At 71.5% G+C, this 14,802-nt stretch carries 18 protein-coding genes; 6 read left to right on the top strand and 12 right to left on the bottom strand.

The genetic code is table 11. The features are described from left to right. Positions 1 to 23: 23 nt before the first annotated feature. From DEJ48_RS11565 to DEJ48_RS11575, 3 genes are read right to left on the bottom strand one after another with little or no spacing between them, the layout of a single operon-like run. A complete protein-coding gene (locus tag DEJ48_RS11565; protein WP_150216054.1) occupies positions 24 to 1,049 on the bottom strand; it encodes a methionine synthase in 1,026 nt (341 codons plus the stop codon). Continuing rightward, positions 1,046 to 1,744, bottom strand: a complete 699-nt coding sequence (locus DEJ48_RS11570; protein WP_150216055.1) for an SDR family oxidoreductase — start codon at positions 1,742 to 1,744, stop codon at positions 1,046 to 1,048. Before DEJ48_RS11570 ends, DEJ48_RS11565 begins: the two co-directional genes overlap by 4 nt. 7 nt (positions 1,745 to 1,751) lie before the next feature. Next, positions 1,752 to 2,297 (bottom strand): TIGR00730 family Rossman fold protein, encoded by a 546-nt coding sequence (locus DEJ48_RS11575; protein WP_150216056.1) that lies wholly within the window; start codon positions 2,295 to 2,297, stop codon positions 1,752 to 1,754. Between the two features lie 62 nt (positions 2,298 to 2,359). Between DEJ48_RS11575 and DEJ48_RS11580 the strand changes: the two genes are divergently transcribed. After that, a complete protein-coding gene (locus DEJ48_RS11580) occupies positions 2,360 to 2,689 on the top strand; it encodes a DUF427 domain-containing protein (protein ID WP_150216057.1) in 330 nt (109 codons plus the stop codon). 6 nt (positions 2,690 to 2,695) lie between these two features. Here the strand turns inward: DEJ48_RS11580 and DEJ48_RS11585 are convergent, their stop codons facing one another. Then, entirely contained in the window at positions 2,696 to 3,691 is a 996-nt protein-coding gene (locus tag DEJ48_RS11585; protein WP_150216058.1) for a GlxA family transcriptional regulator, read from the bottom strand. A gap of 117 nt (positions 3,692 to 3,808) precedes the next feature. On the opposite strand from DEJ48_RS11585, the gene DEJ48_RS11590 reads away from it, so the two are divergent. Continuing rightward, positions 3,809 to 4,744 (top strand): NADP-dependent oxidoreductase, encoded by a 936-nt coding sequence (locus tag DEJ48_RS11590; RefSeq protein ID WP_150221119.1) that lies wholly within the window; start codon positions 3,809 to 3,811, stop codon positions 4,742 to 4,744. A gap of 24 nt (positions 4,745 to 4,768) precedes the next feature. On the opposite strand, the gene mnmA is transcribed toward DEJ48_RS11590, so the two are convergent. Beyond that, complete coding sequence (mnmA, locus tag DEJ48_RS11595; RefSeq protein ID WP_150216059.1) at positions 4,769 to 5,914, bottom strand: tRNA 2-thiouridine(34) synthase MnmA; 1,146 nt, start codon at positions 5,912 to 5,914, stop codon at positions 4,769 to 4,771. Positions 5,915 to 5,975: 61 nt separating this feature from the next. Between mnmA and DEJ48_RS11600 the strand changes: the two genes are divergently transcribed. Then, positions 5,976 to 6,674: an N-acetylmuramoyl-L-alanine amidase gene (locus DEJ48_RS11600; RefSeq protein WP_150216060.1), complete on the top strand. Its 699-nt coding sequence runs from the start codon at positions 5,976 to 5,978 to the stop codon at positions 6,672 to 6,674. Positions 6,675 to 6,685: 11 nt separating this feature from the next. On the opposite strand, the gene DEJ48_RS11605 is transcribed toward DEJ48_RS11600, so the two are convergent. From DEJ48_RS11605 to DEJ48_RS39680, 3 genes are all read right to left on the bottom strand, one after another. Further along, positions 6,686 to 7,855 (bottom strand): cysteine desulfurase family protein, encoded by a 1,170-nt coding sequence (locus DEJ48_RS11605; protein WP_150216061.1) that lies wholly within the window; start codon positions 7,853 to 7,855, stop codon positions 6,686 to 6,688. A gap of 48 nt (positions 7,856 to 7,903) precedes the next feature. Continuing rightward, entirely contained in the window at positions 7,904 to 8,236 is a 333-nt protein-coding gene (locus tag DEJ48_RS40290; RefSeq protein ID WP_411757530.1) for a hypothetical protein, read from the bottom strand. Between the two features lie 80 nt (positions 8,237 to 8,316). After that, positions 8,317 to 8,469 (bottom strand): hypothetical protein, encoded by a 153-nt coding sequence (locus tag DEJ48_RS39680; protein ID WP_190537341.1) that lies wholly within the window; start codon positions 8,467 to 8,469, stop codon positions 8,317 to 8,319. A 112-nt stretch (positions 8,470 to 8,581) separates the two neighbouring features. On the opposite strand from DEJ48_RS39680, the gene DEJ48_RS11615 reads away from it, so the two are divergent. Both DEJ48_RS11615 and DEJ48_RS11620 read left to right on the top strand, forming a co-directional pair. Next, a complete protein-coding gene (locus DEJ48_RS11615; RefSeq protein ID WP_150216062.1) occupies positions 8,582 to 9,214 on the top strand; it encodes a TetR family transcriptional regulator in 633 nt (210 codons plus the stop codon). 69 nt (positions 9,215 to 9,283) lie between these two features. Further along, a complete protein-coding gene (locus DEJ48_RS11620) occupies positions 9,284 to 10,144 on the top strand; it encodes an alpha/beta fold hydrolase (protein ID WP_190537343.1) in 861 nt (286 codons plus the stop codon). Here the strand turns inward: DEJ48_RS11620 and DEJ48_RS11625 are convergent, their stop codons facing one another. Then, positions 10,145 to 11,014: a thioesterase family protein gene (locus DEJ48_RS11625; protein WP_190537344.1), complete on the bottom strand. Its 870-nt coding sequence runs from the start codon at positions 11,012 to 11,014 to the stop codon at positions 10,145 to 10,147. Positions 11,015 to 11,079: 65 nt separating this feature from the next. After that, positions 11,080 to 11,754: a trimeric intracellular cation channel family protein gene (locus tag DEJ48_RS11630; RefSeq protein WP_150216064.1), complete on the bottom strand. Its 675-nt coding sequence runs from the start codon at positions 11,752 to 11,754 to the stop codon at positions 11,080 to 11,082. A gap of 161 nt (positions 11,755 to 11,915) precedes the next feature. Here DEJ48_RS11630 and DEJ48_RS11635 point away from each other — a divergent pair, with 161 nt between their 5' ends. Then, positions 11,916 to 12,125 (top strand): hypothetical protein, encoded by a 210-nt coding sequence (locus tag DEJ48_RS11635; RefSeq protein WP_150216065.1) that lies wholly within the window; start codon positions 11,916 to 11,918, stop codon positions 12,123 to 12,125. Here the strand turns inward: DEJ48_RS11635 and DEJ48_RS11640 are convergent. Both DEJ48_RS11640 and DEJ48_RS11645 read right to left on the bottom strand, forming a co-directional pair. Then, entirely contained in the window at positions 12,091 to 13,491 is a 1,401-nt protein-coding gene (locus DEJ48_RS11640) for a M1 family metallopeptidase (protein WP_150216066.1), read from the bottom strand. The genes DEJ48_RS11635 and DEJ48_RS11640 overlap by 35 nt on opposite strands. 131 nt (positions 13,492 to 13,622) lie before the next feature. Then, complete coding sequence (locus DEJ48_RS11645; RefSeq protein ID WP_150221122.1) at positions 13,623 to 14,798, bottom strand: ABC transporter ATP-binding protein; 1,176 nt, start codon at positions 14,796 to 14,798, stop codon at positions 13,623 to 13,625. Between the last annotated feature and the right edge of the window lie 4 nt (positions 14,799 to 14,802).

Here is a 14,802-nt window from a genome sequence, read left to right on the forward strand (position 1 = left end):
TCCTCCCGTTATGTCATACCCAATTACTCAGGGTTGTCTGCGAGCGATCTCGCCGCCCTGGCGCAGTGGGCGAGCGCCGCACGCGCATACGCGGGTGATGCGCCCGCGAGCCCGCACGACGGGGTGACCACGACCGACTCCGCGAGTGTCCCCGGATTCAGCCCCAGCCTGCGCCACAACGTCCTGACACCCATGACGCTACCGGCAGGGTCTGACAATCGGCCGTCCACGCCCGGCACGACACCGGCGAAGAGCCGCGTACCGCCCTCGACCGCCTCACCGATCACTTCGTCGTCACGCTCGGTGAGCAGATCGAAGTCGAAGGAGACCGCGTCGGCCCCGGCTCGGCGCAGCAGCGCGAACGGCACGTCGGGCGCGCAGGAGTGGACGACCGTGGCGCCGTCACCACCACCGTCGCCGTGGACGGCGAGGACGTCCCGCAGTGTGCTCTCGACGAGCTGCCGGTCCACGGCGCGGTGGGTGCGGTACTCGCTGGCGGTCTTGATCCGGCCGCGCAGCACGGCGATCAGCGAGGGCTCGTCGAGCTGCAGGACCACCTGGGCGCCGGGCACCCTGCGGCGGACGTCCGCGAGGTGCGCGCGCAGGCCTTCGGCGAGGGATCCCGCGAGGTCGCGGCAGGCGCCGGGGTCGGAGAGCGCCGCCTCGCCGTTCCTGAGCTCCAGGGCCGCGGCAAGCGTCCAGGGGCCGACGGCCTGGACCTTCAGCGGGCCCTGGTACCCCTGGGTGAACTCCTCCAGGGCGTCGAGGTCCTCGCCGAGCCACGCCTTGGCCCGCCGGGTGTCGCGGCCCGGGCGGTCGCCGACGCGCCAGCCGCTGGGCTCCACGCGCGCGTACAGGTCGACGAGGAGCCCGGCGGTGCGGCCGATCATGTCGGCGCCGGGGCCGCGCGCGGGCAGCTCGGCGAGGTACGGCATGCCCTGCTCGGGCCCCTCGAAGCTGCCGGTGACGGTCTTCGCGGCCTCGCGGGCGTCCCCGCCGGGCATGGAGCCGATGCCGGTGGCGGCGCACCGGGTGAACGCGTCGCTCATCGTCCCGGCCGCACCGTCAGGTCGTTGACCTCCGCGTCGCGGGGCAGGTCGAGGGCCATGACGATCGTCGTGGCGACCGACTCGGGGTCGATCCAGCGGGACGCGTCGTACTCCTTGCCCTCCTGCTGGTGGACCTTGACCTGCATGGCGCTCGCCGTGCGGCCGGGGTAGACGGAGGTGACGCGGACGCCGTTGCCGTGCTCCTCCTGGCGCAGCGAGTCGGCGAGGGCCTTCAGGCCGTGCTTGGAGGCGGCGTACGCGGACCACTCGGGGCCGGCGCTGAGGCCGGCACCGGAGTTGACGAAAACGACATGCCCCTGGGCGAGCCGGAGTTGGGGCAGGAAGTGGCGGGTCAGCTCGGCGGGGGCGATGAGGTTGACGTTGAGCTGGTGGCGCCAGGCCTTGGGGGTGAGGTCGCCGACCCGGCCGAGGTCGACGACGCCCGCGATGTGCAGCAGGGAGTCCACGCGCGAGGGCAGCGACTGGTGCCCGAAGGCCCAGGACAGCTTGTCGGGGTCGGAGAGGTCTCCGACGAGGGTGCTCGCGCCGGGGAACTCGGCGGCGAGCTCTTTGGCGCGGCCCGCGTCCCGCGCGTGCAGGACGAGGTCGTCGCCGCGGGTGTGGAGGCGGCGGGCCACGGCCGCGCCGATGCCGGAGCCGGCCCCGGTGATCACATGTGTTGCCATACCCGCCATGCTCGCATCACTGGGTGCCCGCGGATTCCTCCAGGTAGGCCAGCGCGCCGACGGGCTCCTCCGCGAAAAAGACGAGGTCGGTGAGCGGGAGGGGCAGGAAACCCTCGTCCTCCATGCGGCGGAACTGCTCCTTGAGGCCGTCGTAGAAGCCCTCGGAGTTCAGCAGCACCACCGGCTTGGTGTGCTTGCCGTGCTTCTTCAGCTCCAGGATCTCGGTGGCCTCGTCGAGCGTGCCGGTGCCGCCCACCATGATCACGATCGCGTCGGCCTTCTCCAGGAGCAGCGCCTTGCGCTCGGCGAGGTCGCGCGCGATCACCATCTCGTGGGGCTCCACGACCTGCCGGGCCTTGGCCGCCAGGAAGTCCACGGAGACGCCCACGAGCCGCCCTCCCGCCGCGTCCACGCCGTCGGCCACGACCTTCATCAGACCGCTCTCGGAGCCGCCCCAGACCAGCGTGTGGCCGCCCTTGCCGAGCAGTTCGGCGAATTCGCGGGCCGGGCGGGTGTAGCGGTCGTCGAGGTCGGCGGCGGAGAGGAAGACGCAGATGTTCATGGGCCCACGGTACGTTCCGTACCGGAGACCACTCGCAGAGCATCCGTCGAGGAGGGCACGACATGACCAACGGGCATCAGATCACCGTCGAGCAGGGCACGGACCACGTGCGCGTGGTGCACGACGGGCAGGTCGTGGCGGAGAGCAGCCGCCCCGTGCTGCTGCGCGAGACGGGCTACCCCGTCCGGCACTACCTCCCCCCGGAGGACGTCCGCACGGACCTGCTGACCCCGTCGGAGACCACCACGTACTGCCCCTTCAAGGGAACGGCTTCCTACTGGTCGCTGCCGGGGGCGGCGGACACGGTGTGGGCGTACCCGGTGCCGAAGGCGGCCGTGGCCGGGATCAAGGACCACTTCTGCTTCTACGAAGCAGAAGTCACGGAAGCGTAGGCCAGGTCACGACGCAGCGGTGAACGTCCGCCGGTAGGCGACAGGCGAGACGCCGAGCACGGCCCGCATGTGCTGGCGCAGTGAGTTGCCGGTGCCGAAGCCGGACCGGTGGGCGACCACGTCCACCGGCAGGTCGCTGGACTCCAGGAGCTGCCGCGCGAGTTCGATGCGCTGCGCGGTCAGCCACCGGCCGGGCGACATGCCGACCTCTTCCTGGAAGCGGCGGGTGAAGGTGCGCAGGCTCATGCGCGCGTGGGCGGCCAGTTCGCCGAGGGGCAGCGGTTCCTGGAGCCGTTCGAGGGCCCACGCGCGCGTGGCGGCCGTCGTGGCGAGCGTGGGCTCGGGGACGGGCCGCTCGATGTACTGCGCCTGGCCGCCGTCGCGCCACGGCGGTACGACGCACACGCGCGCTACGTGGTTGGCGACGGCGGCACCGTGGTCGCGCCGTACGACGTGGAGGCAGAGGTCGATGCCGGCCGCGACGCCCGCCGCGGTCAGCACGTCGCCGTCGTCCACGAAGAGCACGTCCGCGTCGACCTTGATCCTGGGGAAGGAGCGCTGGAAGTCGCGGGCGACGTGCCAGTGCGTCGTCGCGGGGCGCCCGTCGAGGAGGCCGGCGGCCGCGAGGACGAACGAGGCGTTGCAGAAGGACACGATGCGGGTGCCGGGCCTGATCCTGCGCAGGGCCGCGGCCACCGGCTCCGGAAGTTCCTCGCCCGTCATCCCCCGGTCGAAGCTGCGGGTCGGCGTGATCACCACGGTGTCCGCCGTGTCGAGGGCCTCGGGCCCGTGCTCGGCCGTCACCGTGAACCCGGAGTCCGTGCGCACCGGGCGGCCGTCCACCGTGCAGACGACGACGTCGTAGAGCGGCTCTCCGCGGTCGTTCAGCGCGTTGCCGAAGACGCGGGAGGGGATGCCGAGCTCGAAGGCGTACGCGCCGTCCAGCGCGATGACGACCACGCGGTGCGCGCCGTCGCGGTCGCCCAGGCCATTCAGGTTCATGGCCGAATCCTGTCACATACTGGCCAAACTGCCAGCACCGCGCGACCCCGCACCGTCGCACTCTTGCCCTGACCAGCCCTTTTGCTGCTCTGCGAGAGAAAGACCAGAACCATGAAGATGCGTGCCGTCAGCCCCCGCGCGTGGGGTGCCCCCGAGAACCTCGTCCCGGTGGAGGTGGACCGCCCCGAGCCCGGCCTGACCGAGATCCTGGTCCGCGTCCACGCGGCGGGCGTGAATCCCGTCGACTGGAAGACCCGCGCGGAGGGCGCGTTCGGCACCTGGGGCGACACCCCGATCCTCGGCTACGACGTGTCGGGCGTGGTCGAGGAGGTCGGCCCCGGCGTAACCCTCTACCAGCCGGGTGACGCGGTGTTCGGCATGCCCCGCTTCCCCGAACAGACGGGCGGCTACGCGGAGTTCGTGGCGGCCCCGGCCCGCCGCTTCGCGCCCAAGCCGGCAAGCCTCTCCCACGTAGAAGCCGCCGCGCTCCCCCTCGCCGCGCTCACCGCCTGGCAGGGCCTGATCGAGACGGCGGGGCTGCGCGCCGGGCAGCGCGTGCTGATCCACGCGGCCGCGGGCGGCGTGGGCCACCTCGCCGTGCAGATCGCCAAGGCGCACGGCGCGTACGTCATCGGCACCGCCCGCGCGGACAAGCACGACTTCCTGCGCTCGCTGGGTGCGGACGAGCTGATCGACTACACGGCGACGGACTTCTCCGAGGCCGTGCGGGACGTGGACGTGGTCCTGGACGGCGTGGGCGGCGTCTACGGAGACCGCTCCCTGCCCGTCCTGCGGCGCGGCGGCCACCTGGTGACCCTGCCCGACCCGGGCGGCCTGCCGGACCCGGGGCGGGCGGCTGAGCTCGGCGTGCACGCCGGGTGGACGATCGTCGAGCCCGACCGTCTGGGCCTGCTTGAGATCGCGCGCCTGGTCGACGAGGGCAAGCTCCGCGTCGAGGTGGACACGGTGCTGCCCCTGGAGGAGGCCGCAAAGGCGCACGCGTACGGGGAACAGGGCCGCACCCAGGGCAAGATCGTGCTCAAGGTCGCGTAACCGCTGCCCCCGACCCCGAGGGGACTACACCCCCGCCGTCGCCCGTTCCGTCGTCGCGATCGTCGCCGAGCCGACCACGCGCGTGCCGTCGTACAGCACGATCGCCTGGCCGGGGGCGACGCCGCGTACGGGCTCGGTGAAGGAGACGTTCAGGGTGCCGTCGACAAGCTCGGCGTTCACCTCCGTCTCGCCGCCGTGGGCCCGCAGCTGCGCCGTGTACGTGCCGGGGCCGGACGGGGCGGCGCCGCACCAGCGGGGCTTGATGGCCGTCAGGGCCGTGACGTCCAGGGCCGCCGCCGGGCCGACCGTCACCGTGTTGTTCACCGGCGAGATGTCCAGGACGTAGCGCGGCTTGCCGTCGGCGGCGGGGGTGCCGATGCGGAGGCCCTTGCGCTGGCCGATCGTGTAGCCGTAGGCGCCCTCGTGCGTGCCGAGGACCGCCCCGGACTCGTCCACGATGTCGCCCTCCGCCTTGCCGAGGCGGTTGGCGAGGAAGCCCTGGGTGTCGCCGTCGGCGATGAAGCAGATGTCGTGGCTGTCGGGCTTCTTGGCGACGGCCAGACCGCGCTCCTCGGCCTCCGCGCGGATCTCCTCCTTGGTGGTGACCGTGTCCCCCAGGGGGAACATCGCGTGGGCGAGCTGGCGGTCGTCCAGGACACCGAGGACGTAGCTCTGGTCCTTGGCCATGTCTGAGGCGCGGTGCAGCTCGCGCGTGCCGTCCTCGCGGACGATCACCTGCGCGTAGTGACCCGTGACGACCGCGTCGAAGCCGAGGGCGAGCGCCTTGTCGAGGAGCGCGGCGAACTTGATCTTCTCGTTGCAGCGCAGGCACGGGTTGGGGGTGCGGCCCGCCTCGTACTCCGCGATGAAGTCCTCCACCACGTCCTCGCGGAAGCGGTCGGCGAGGTCCCACACGTAGAACGGGATGCCGATGACGTCCGCCGCGCGGCGGGCGTCGCGGGAGTCCTCGATGGTGCAACAGCCCCGCGCGCCCGTGCGGAAGGACTGGGGGTTCGCCGAGAGCGCGAGGTGCACTCCCGTCACGTCGTGCCCGGCTTCGGCGGCGCGGGCGGCTGCGACGGCGGAGTCCACACCGCCGGACATGGCGGCAAGGACGCGGAGGGGGCGCTGGGCACCCTGCGGGGTCTCGTGGGTCTCGGTCAAAGTCATAGCTCTAACAGAGTACGGGGCGGCGGGAACCGGATGCCCGTGAGTAAGCGTTGACGATCACATGGGGGAACCTCGGGAGGATGGGCAGGGGCAGCGGGGCATCAATCGGCGCACCCTGCTGATCGGCGGCGCGGCGGCGGCCGCCGGCACCGTCGTGCTCGCGCGGGACGAGCTCGGCAGGCTGTGGTGGCGGATGCCCGGCGTGGTGAAGAAGCGCAAGGAGGGCGAGGTCGACGCCCCGGGCGTGCAGTGGATCGCCGCGTCGGACTACAACTGGCGCCGCGCGGACCGCCCCGACGACTACGAGATCGACCGCGTCGTCATCCACGTCGTCCAGGGCGGGTACCAGACGGCGCTGCGCGTCTTCAAGGACCCGGGCCACGGCGCCGCCGCGCACTACGTGGTGCGCAAGGACGGCCACATAGCCCAGATGATCCGCGAGCTGGACGTGGCGTTCCACGCGGGCAACAAGAGCTGGAACGAACGCAGCATCGGCATCGAGCACGAAGGCTTCGTCGACAAGAAGTCGTCCTTTACCGGCCCGATGTACGCGGCGTCGGCGCGGCTCACCGCCGGGATCTGCCGGCGGTACGACATCCCGGTGGACCGCGAGCACATCGTGGGCCACGTGGAGGTGCCCGGCACGGACCACACGGACCCGGGGCCCTACTGGGACTGGGACCGGTATCTGCGCCTGGTCCGGGAGGAGCGGGACAAGCCGGCCCCCAAGCGCTCCGCGACACCCACCAAGAAGGCCTAGGGCCGACCTCCCTAGCTCAGGCCCGCCGTCCTCGCCCGGTCCACCGCCGGGCCGATCGCCGCCGCCACCGCGTCGACGTCCGCCTTCGTCGACGTATGGCCGAGCGAGAAGCGGAGGGTGCCGCGGGCGAGGTCGGGGTCGGTGCCGGTGGCGAGCAGGACGTGGCTGGGCTGGGCGATGCCCGCCGTGCACGCGGAGCCGGTGGAGCACTCGATGCCCTGTGCGTCGAGGAGCAGGAGGAGGGAGTCGCCTTCGCAGCCGGGGAACGTGAAGTGCGCGTTGGCGGGCAGCCTGCCGTCCGGGTAGGGGTCGCCGCCGAGGATCGCCTCGGGGACCGCGGCGCGGACGGCGGCCACGAGATCGTCGCGGAGCGCGCCGATCTCGGCGGCGAACCGCTCGCGGTGGGCTGCGGCGTGCTCTCCCGCGACGGCGAACGCCGCGATGGCGGGCACGTCCAGCGTCCCGGAGCGCACGTGCCGCTCCTGGCCGCCGCCGTGCAGCACGGGCACGGGGCTGTACTCACGGCCGAGGAGCAGCGCGCCGATGCCGTAGGGCCCGCCGATCTTGTGGCTGGAAACGGTCATGGCGGCGAGGCCGGAGGCGGCGAAGTCGACGGGGATCTGGCCGTAGGCCTGGACGGCGTCGGCGTGCAGCGGGACGCCGAACTCCTGGGCGACGTCGGCCAGTTCGCGGATGGGCTGGATCGTGCCGATCTCGTTGTTGGCCCACATGACGGTGGCCAGGGCGACGTCGTCGGGGTTGCGCCCGATGGCTTCGCGCAGGGCTTCGGGGTGCACGCGGCCGTGCGTGTCGACCGGGAGGTACTCGACGGTGGCGCCCTCGTGCTCGCCGAGCCAGTGCACGGCGTCGAGGACGGCGTGGTGCTCGACGGGGCTGGCGAGGAGTCGGGTGCGGGCCGGTTCGGCGTCGCGCCGCGCCCAGTAGAGCCCCTTGACGGCGAGGTTGTCCGCCTCGGTGCCGCCGGAGGTGAAGACGGTTTCGCTGGGTCGGGCGCCGAGCGACTCGGCGAGCGTCTCGCGGGCCTCCTCGACGGTGCGTCGCGCCCGCCGCCCCGCCGCGTGCAGCGAGGAGGCGTTGCCGGTGACGGCGATCTGCGCGGTCATCGCCGCGATCGCCTCCGGGAGCATCGGAGTGGTCGCTGCGTGGTCGAGGTAGGCCATGGTGCGCACGATTCTACGAGCCGTGCGGGGCCCTTCGCCCCGGCGGTATCAGCCTGCGAGACCCCAGGACACGGTGTTGTCCACCGAGACGAGCGCGGCGAGCACGACGAGGTCGGCCACGCCGAGGCCGAGTCCGAGCAGCGCGCGGCCCCTGCGGGCGGTGCCGCGCCACAGGGAGACGCTCGCGAGGACGATCGCGACGGGCCCGAGGACGAGGTTCAGGACGAGCAGTCCGACCAGGCCGAGGATGAAGGAGGCGACAGCCATGCCGTCGGTGTCACGCCGTCCGGTGGGGCGGGTCTCCTCGGCCTCGGCGGGCGCGGGGGCGGGGTCGGGGGTCGAGTCGGCCTGGGGACGGGGGCGAGTTGCGGTGCTTCCCATGGTCATGGTGCGACTCCTGGCAGGTGGAGGTGTCGTACGGAGGGGTGTCGTACGAGGCGGTGTCGTACGGAGAGGCGCGCTCAGCGGTGGCGCGCGCGGCGCTCGCGCACGGCGAAGACCGCGAGCCACACGCCGATCACGGCGGCGGCGGCGAGGCTGACCGGCAGCGGGGCGTGTGCCACGGAACCCATGGCGACGCCCAGCAGCATCAGGGCGGCGACGATGAAGAGCACGGAGATCCCTCTCTCAGTTCGGTGAACGCTTGTGGTTACAGTTGTTCACTGACTTAGAGAGTACTCCCTCTCCGGTTTTCAAAACTCGGAGAACAGTTGTTAACTGCATGGCATGAGTCACACTCTCGGCGTCCGGCAGGCCCAGAAGCAGAAGACCCGGCAGGCGCTCCTCGACGCGGCCCTCCAGCTGCTCGAGGAGCAGAGCCTCAGCAGCCTGGGCCTGCGCGAGGTCACCCGCGCCGTCGGCGTCGCCCCCACCGCCTTCTACCGGCACTTCCGCGACACCGCCGACCTGGGCGTGACCCTGGTCGAGGAGACCCTCGGCAGCCTGCACACGACGCTCACCGCGATGCTGGCCTCGGAGCGGGGCGACAGCGAGCAGCGCATCGCGGGCACGGTCGAGCTGATAGCCGGATACGTCCGGGCCCACCCCGCCCACGTCCGTTTCATCGCCCGCGAGCGGCACGGGGGCGTGCGCGCGGTGCGGGACGCGATCGGCGCCCAACTCGCCCTGTTCGCCAAGGAGGTGGCGGGCCAGTTCGCCCAGGAGCCGCCGACGTCGCGGTGGGCCGAGGACGACCTGCTGATGCTGGCGGGCATGTACGTGGACCACATGGTCATGACCGCGTCGGCGTTCCTGGACGCGGGCCCCGGGACGGCGGAGGAGGCGCGGGTCGCGGACGTCGCCCGCAGACAGCTGCGCCTGGTGGGCCTGGGCCGCGAACACTGGGCGGACGGGCGCTGACACCCCCGCCCTTTGGCGCCCCCGCCCGGCCACTCGACGCAACCGTAAGGAGCTACTAGCCTTACGGTCATGACGGCTGCACGCGTGCGCGACTCCTGGGACCTCGACCGGACCTACGCCGGACCCACCGGAGCGGTGCGCTGGGCCGCCCTCGGCCCGGCCGACGCCCCGCCCGTCGTCCTCGTCCACGGCACGCCGTTCTCGTCGTACGTGTGGCGGGACATCGCCCGCTCCCTGGCGGGCGGACACCGCGTGTACGTCTGGGACCTGCCGGGGTACGGCGCCTCGGAGATGCGGTCAGGCCAGGACGTGTCGCTCGCCGCGCAGGGCCGGGTCCTCGCCGAACTCCTCGCCCACTGGGGCCTGGAGCGGCCCGCCGTCGTGGCTCACGACTTCGGCGGCTGCGTGGCCCTGCGGGCACACCTGCTGCACGGCGCACGCTACGAACGCCTCGCGCTCGTCGACCCGGTGGCCCTCGCCCCCTGGGGCTCGCCTTCGTACCGGCTGCTCGGAGAGAACGCCGACGTGTTCGCGCAGCTGCCGCCCGCGCTGCACCGGGCCATGATCCGCGAGTACGTCGCGTCGACGAGCCCGCGCGGACTGCACCCGGCCATCCTCGACCGCCTCGTCGAACCCTGGTGCACGGAGGAGGGACAGGCCGCCTTTTACCGGCAGATCGCCCAGAACGACCAGCGGTTCACCGACGAGATCCAGTACCGGTACGGCGAACTGGAGCTGCCCGTCCTGATCTGCTGGGGCACCGAGGACCCCTGGATCCCCGTGGCCAAGGCCAAGGAGCTCGCGGACCTCGTCCCCGGCGCCGAGCTGCGGCTGATCGAGGGCGCGGGGCACCTGGTGCAGGAGGACGCCCCCGCCGAACTGGCCGGCGAGCTCACCCGCTTCCTCCGGGACCTCCGACACAGGCCCTAGTCAGCTCAGCCGGGCCCGTGCCAGCTGTCGCGACTGGGCGACCAGACGGTCCTCGCTGTCCCAGACCTCGGCGTCCTCCTCCAGGAAGCCGCCCGCGAGGTTGCGGGTGGTGATGGAGACGCGCAGCGGGCCGGGGGCCGGGCGGTGGCGGACGTGGACCGTCAGCTCCACGGTGGGGACCCAGCCGGTGAGGCCCATCTCGAAGGCGGTCGGCGGCAGCGCGTCGACGGCGAGCAGCAGCGACAGCGGGTCCGCGTCGCGGCCGTCGGCGAGGCCGAACCAGGCCCGCATCTCGCCCTTGCCGGACGGCTGCCCGAGCGCCCAGCCGAGGGTGGCCGGGTCGAGCTTGAGGAAGAGACGGTCGGCGATGGCCGAACTGCCGGGCACCGGGCGGTGGTCGGGTGCGTCCTGGGCGCCGAAGCACTGATCGAGCGGCGGGATGGCGGGCGGCTCGGCCGTGGTGCGGACGTCGTCGGGGAGCGCGTCGAGGTCTCCGTACGAGGCGAGCACGCGGATCCGCTCGACCTCGCGCCCCTCCTCGTCGTACTGGAAGAGCGACGCCTGACCGGTGGAGAGCGAACGGCCGGCGCGGACCACGTCCGTGCGGATGACGGCGGGGCCGGGGCTCGACGCGGTGAGGTAGTGCGCCGAGACGGTGAAGGGGTCGGCGTGCGGGAGGGCGTCGGCGAGGGCGCGGCCGATGACGGCGAGGAGATAGCCGCCGTTGACGGCGCTGATGATCGTCCAGCCGGCGGAGAGTTCGGTGTCGTAGACGCCGGGTTCGCGCCGGGTGACCGCGGTGTCGCGGTCGAACTCGCTGTCGCCGATGCGCGCGGGCACCGATGCGGGAACTGATGCTGCCGTGACCATGGCAGCAACGTACAACATCTAATTACTGAGCGGTAGCTTTTTCGGTGCCCTCCCTGGCGCTGCCGTCACGGCGTCTCCTCCACCTCGGCCTCCACCGCGGTCGACCGCCGGTTCCACGCGCGCGGCGCCCGCCAGTGGTAGCGCAGCGCGAGCAGCCGCAGCGTGAACGCCGTCACGACCGCGATGCTGCTGGTCACGGCCGTCAGCGCGTCGAAGTGGATGCACAGGGCGACCATCGTGGCGCCCACGATGGCGGGGACCGCGTACAGGTCACGGTCCCAGCGGACCAGCGAGGGCACCTCGTTGGCGACGATGTCGCGGAGGACGCCCCCGCCGACGGCGGTCATCAGGCCCAGGGTCGCGGACGCGGTCAGGCCGAGTCCGTAGTCGTACGCCTTGGTCGTGCCCGTCACGCAGAACAGGCCGAGGCCCGCCGCGTCGAAGACGTTCACCGCGAGCTGGGTGCGCTCCACCTCGGGGTGCAGGAAGAAGACCAGGGCGGCCGCGAACAGCGGGGTGATGAAGTAGCCGAGGTCGGTGAAGGCGGCCGGCGGCACCGCCCCGATGACCAGGTCGCGGAAGAGCCCGCCACCCAGCGCGGTGACCTCGGCGAGGACGGCGATGCCGAAGACGTCGAAGTTCTTGCGCACCGCAAGCAGGGCACCGGAGATCGCGAAGACGAAGATCCCCACGATGTCGAGCGAGTGCTGGACGGAGGGGGTGAACAGATCCAGGAGCACGCGTCATTCTTACCCGTGGCCGCACCGCCCTCGCCCGGGCCCGCACCGCGATGTGAGGGTTGCGCGAGTCTCCCGAGCTTGATACCGGCCTCTCCCCCGGCCCAGCGGGACCTCATGGCTCCAAAAGTCTCACGGAGGACTTCAATGACACGCTTGAAGCCATGAGATTCCTGCTGGAGATCGACATGGGTGAGACGGCGTTCGACGGCGAGGCCGCCGACGAACTGGGACGGATCCTGCGGTACTGGGGCGGCAACCTGCGTCACTACGCCCTGGAGCCCGGCGCGGGCGAGACGGTGTACGACTCCGGGTACCGCGAGGTCGGCGCCTGGCGGATCACCGGGAAGGAAGCGCCGGCTTCCCCTTCGTGAAGAGCCAGGTGGTGAAGAGGTCGTCGAGCTGCTCGCCGGAGACCTTCTCGGCGAGCCGCACGAAGTCGGCGGTGGTCGCGTTGCCGTACCGGTGCTGCTGCACCCAGGCCCGCAGCAGCTTGAAGAAGTCCTTGTCGCCGATGCGCTCCCTGAGCACCTGGAGCGTCATCGCGCCGCGCTGGTAGACGGCCGACGCGAACATCGTGTCGCGCTGCGGGTCTCCGACGACGATCTGCCAGAAGGCGGAGTCGGCGGGGCGCGCGTTGTAGCCCGCGAGGAAGGCGTCGTGGGCGGTCTGGGTGCCCTTGTGCTCGCTCCACAGCCACTGGGAGTAGGTCGCGAAGCCCTCGTTGAGCCAGATGTTGTTCCAGGACTCGGGCGACACGGAGTCGCCGAACCACTGGTGGGCCAGCTCGTGGGCGATGGTCGACTCGCTGCGGATCGCGGAGTACACCGGCTTGGTCTGGGTCTCCAGGGAGAAGCCCGCCTGCGGCATGTCGTCGACGATGGCGCCGGTCTCCTCGAAGGGGTAGGGGCCGAAGAGCTTCGACCAGTGGTCGGTGACCTCGGCCGTCACGCCGTACACGTCGACGTTGTTGCTGTTCTCCAGGACGGGGTCGATGGCGACGTAGATCGGGGTCCCACCCGGGGTCGTGCCCTTCTTGACGTCGAACTTGCCGATGGTGGCGGTCGCGAGATAGGTCGCCATGGGCTTGGACTCGCGCCAGTGGGCGACGGTCTGCCCGCCCTTGTCGTACGTGCCGACGAGACGGCCGTTGGAGACCCCGGTCAGGCCCTTGGGCGCCTTGATGCGGATGTCGAAGGCGGCCTTGTCGGAGGGGTGGTCGCTGGAGGGGAACCAGGTGGACGCGGCGTTCGGCTCGCAGGCGACGAAGACGCCGTCGGTGGTCTTCATCCAGCCGTAGTCGGAGCCGAAGACGATCGGGCCGCTGAGCGGTTCGGGCACGCCGCCGTAGGTGACGGTCACCGTGAAGTTCTTGTTCTTGCGCAGGGCGTCGCGCGGCGTGACACGTATCTCGTCGCCGGCGCGCTTGAACGGGGCGCGTCTGCCGTTCACCTCGATCCCGGTGACCGTCAGCTTCTGCAGGTCGAGGTCGAAGGACGACAGGTTCTGGGTGGCGCGGGCGGTGATCGTGGTGCGACCGTCGAGGCGGTCGGTGTCGGGGTCGTAGGCGATGTCGAGGCCGTAGTGGTGGACGTCGAAGCCGCCGTTGCCGAGCTGCGGGAAGTACGGGTCGCCGACACCCTCGGAGCCGGGGTGGGGCCCGGGCGCGGCGGCGATCAGACAGAAGGAGAGCGCCGCGGTCGCGAGCGCGCCCAGACGTGCCGAACGGGAGAGTGCCATGAGTCTTCCCTTCGAACGCGATTCGATGGGGCATCCGATGTCGCGGACGGACACGGACACGCAGACTCTGCACTCTCCCGCCAGGGCATGTACATGACCCGGTATGCGTACATGGTCCGGGTCAACTTGCCTTACGCGTCAGTCGACTTCTGACCCGTCTCCTTCTCCTTCGAAGCCTTGGAGACCTTCGGAGCCTCCGGCTTCGCGTCGCTCTCCTCCGCCTTGGACACCACCGAGACCACCTCGATCGCCTCCTTGGCCACCGAGAGGAGCTTGGTGTCCTCGGGCGCCTGGTCCTCCGCGTTCTCCGGGTGGTGGCACGCCACCTGGTGCCCGGTGGCGAGCGCGATCAGCGGCGGCTCCTTCGTCTTGCAGATCTCCGTCGCCTTCCAGCACCGCGTGTGGAAGCGGCAGCCGGTGGGCGGGTCGATCGGCGAGGGAACGTCGCCGCGGAGCAGGATGCGCTCGCTCTTGACGCCGCGCCGCTTGGGGTCGGGCACCGGCACCGCGGAGAGCAGCGCCTTGGTGTACGGGTGCATCGGCGTGGAGTAGAGGTCCTTGCGGTCCGCGAGCTCCACGATCTTGCCGAGGTACATCACCGCGATGCGGTCCGAGACGTGCCGGATGACCGACAGGTCGTGCGCGATGATCACGTACGTGAGGCCGAGCTCGTCCTGCAGGTCGTCCAGGAGGTTGACCACCTGGGCCTGGATGGAGACGTCGAGGGCCGAGACCGGCTCGTCCGCCACGACCAGCTTGGGGCGGAGCGCCAGCGCCCGCGCGATGCCGATGCGCTGCCGCTGGCCGCCGGAGAACTCGTGCGGGTAACGGTTGTAGTGCTCGGGGTTGAGCCCGACGCGCTCCAGCATCTCCTGCACGGTCTTCTTCACGCCGCCCTCGGGCTTGACGCCCTGGAGCTTGAAGGGCGCGCCGACGATCGTGCCGATGGTGTGCCGGGGGTTCAGCGACGAGTACGGGTCCTGGAAGATCATCTGCACGTCGCGGCGGAACGGACGCATGCCGCCCGTGCCCAGGTGCGTGATGTCCGTGCCCTCGAACTCGACGCGGCCACCGGTCGGTTCGAGCAGACGCGTGATCAGCCGCCCCATCGTCGACTTGCCGCAGCCGGACTCGCCGACGACGCCGAGGGTTTCCCCGGGGCGTACGTCGAAGGTCAGCCCGTCGACCGCCTGGACCGCCGCCACCTGGCGCTGGAGCAGCCCCTTCTTGATGGGGAAGTGCTTCACCAGGCCGTCGACCTTGAGCAGCGGCTCGGGCGAGCTCTGCGTCTGCGCCGGGATCGTCATCTCC

This window comes from Streptomyces venezuelae, assembly GCF_008642315.1.
In the GTDB taxonomy this organism is placed as follows: Bacteria; Actinomycetota; Actinomycetes; order Streptomycetales; family Streptomycetaceae; genus Streptomyces; species Streptomyces venezuelae_D.

Bases quoted from the DNA above. Each gene is read 5' to 3' on its own strand.
- DEJ48_RS11565 (WP_150216054.1), bottom strand. From the start codon at position 1,049: ATGAGCGACGCGTTCACCCGGTGCGCCGCCACCGGCATCGGCTCCATG.
- DEJ48_RS11570 (WP_150216055.1), bottom strand. From the start codon at position 1,744: ATGGCGGGTATGGCAACACATGTGATCACCGGGGCCGGCTCCGGCATC.
- DEJ48_RS11575 (WP_150216056.1), bottom strand. From the start codon at position 2,297: ATGAACATCTGCGTCTTCCTCTCCGCCGCCGACCTCGACGACCGCTAC.
- DEJ48_RS11580 (WP_150216057.1), top strand. From the start codon at position 2,360: ATGACCAACGGGCATCAGATCACCGTCGAGCAGGGCACGGACCACGTG.
- DEJ48_RS11585 (WP_150216058.1), bottom strand. From the start codon at position 3,691: ATGAACCTGAATGGCCTGGGCGACCGCGACGGCGCGCACCGCGTGGTC.
- DEJ48_RS11590 (WP_150221119.1), top strand. From the start codon at position 3,809: ATGCGTGCCGTCAGCCCCCGCGCGTGGGGTGCCCCCGAGAACCTCGTC.
- mnmA (WP_150216059.1), bottom strand. From the start codon at position 5,914: ATGACTTTGACCGAGACCCACGAGACCCCGCAGGGTGCCCAGCGCCCC.
- DEJ48_RS11600 (WP_150216060.1), top strand. From the start codon at position 5,976: ATGGGGGAACCTCGGGAGGATGGGCAGGGGCAGCGGGGCATCAATCGG.
- DEJ48_RS11605 (WP_150216061.1), bottom strand. From the start codon at position 7,855: ATGGCCTACCTCGACCACGCAGCGACCACTCCGATGCTCCCGGAGGCG.
- DEJ48_RS40290 (WP_411757530.1), bottom strand. From the start codon at position 8,236: ATGGGAAGCACCGCAACTCGCCCCCGTCCCCAGGCCGACTCGACCCCC.
- DEJ48_RS11615 (WP_150216062.1), top strand. From the start codon at position 8,582: ATGAGTCACACTCTCGGCGTCCGGCAGGCCCAGAAGCAGAAGACCCGG.
- DEJ48_RS11620 (WP_190537343.1), top strand. From the start codon at position 9,284: ATGACGGCTGCACGCGTGCGCGACTCCTGGGACCTCGACCGGACCTAC.
- DEJ48_RS11625 (WP_190537344.1), bottom strand. From the start codon at position 11,014: ATGGTCACGGCAGCATCAGTTCCCGCATCGGTGCCCGCGCGCATCGGC.
- DEJ48_RS11635 (WP_150216065.1), top strand. From the start codon at position 11,916: ATGAGATTCCTGCTGGAGATCGACATGGGTGAGACGGCGTTCGACGGC.
- DEJ48_RS11640 (WP_150216066.1), bottom strand. From the start codon at position 13,491: ATGGCACTCTCCCGTTCGGCACGTCTGGGCGCGCTCGCGACCGCGGCG.
- DEJ48_RS11645 (WP_150221122.1), bottom strand. From the start codon at position 14,798: ATGACGATCCCGGCGCAGACGCAGAGCTCGCCCGAGCCGCTGCTCAAG.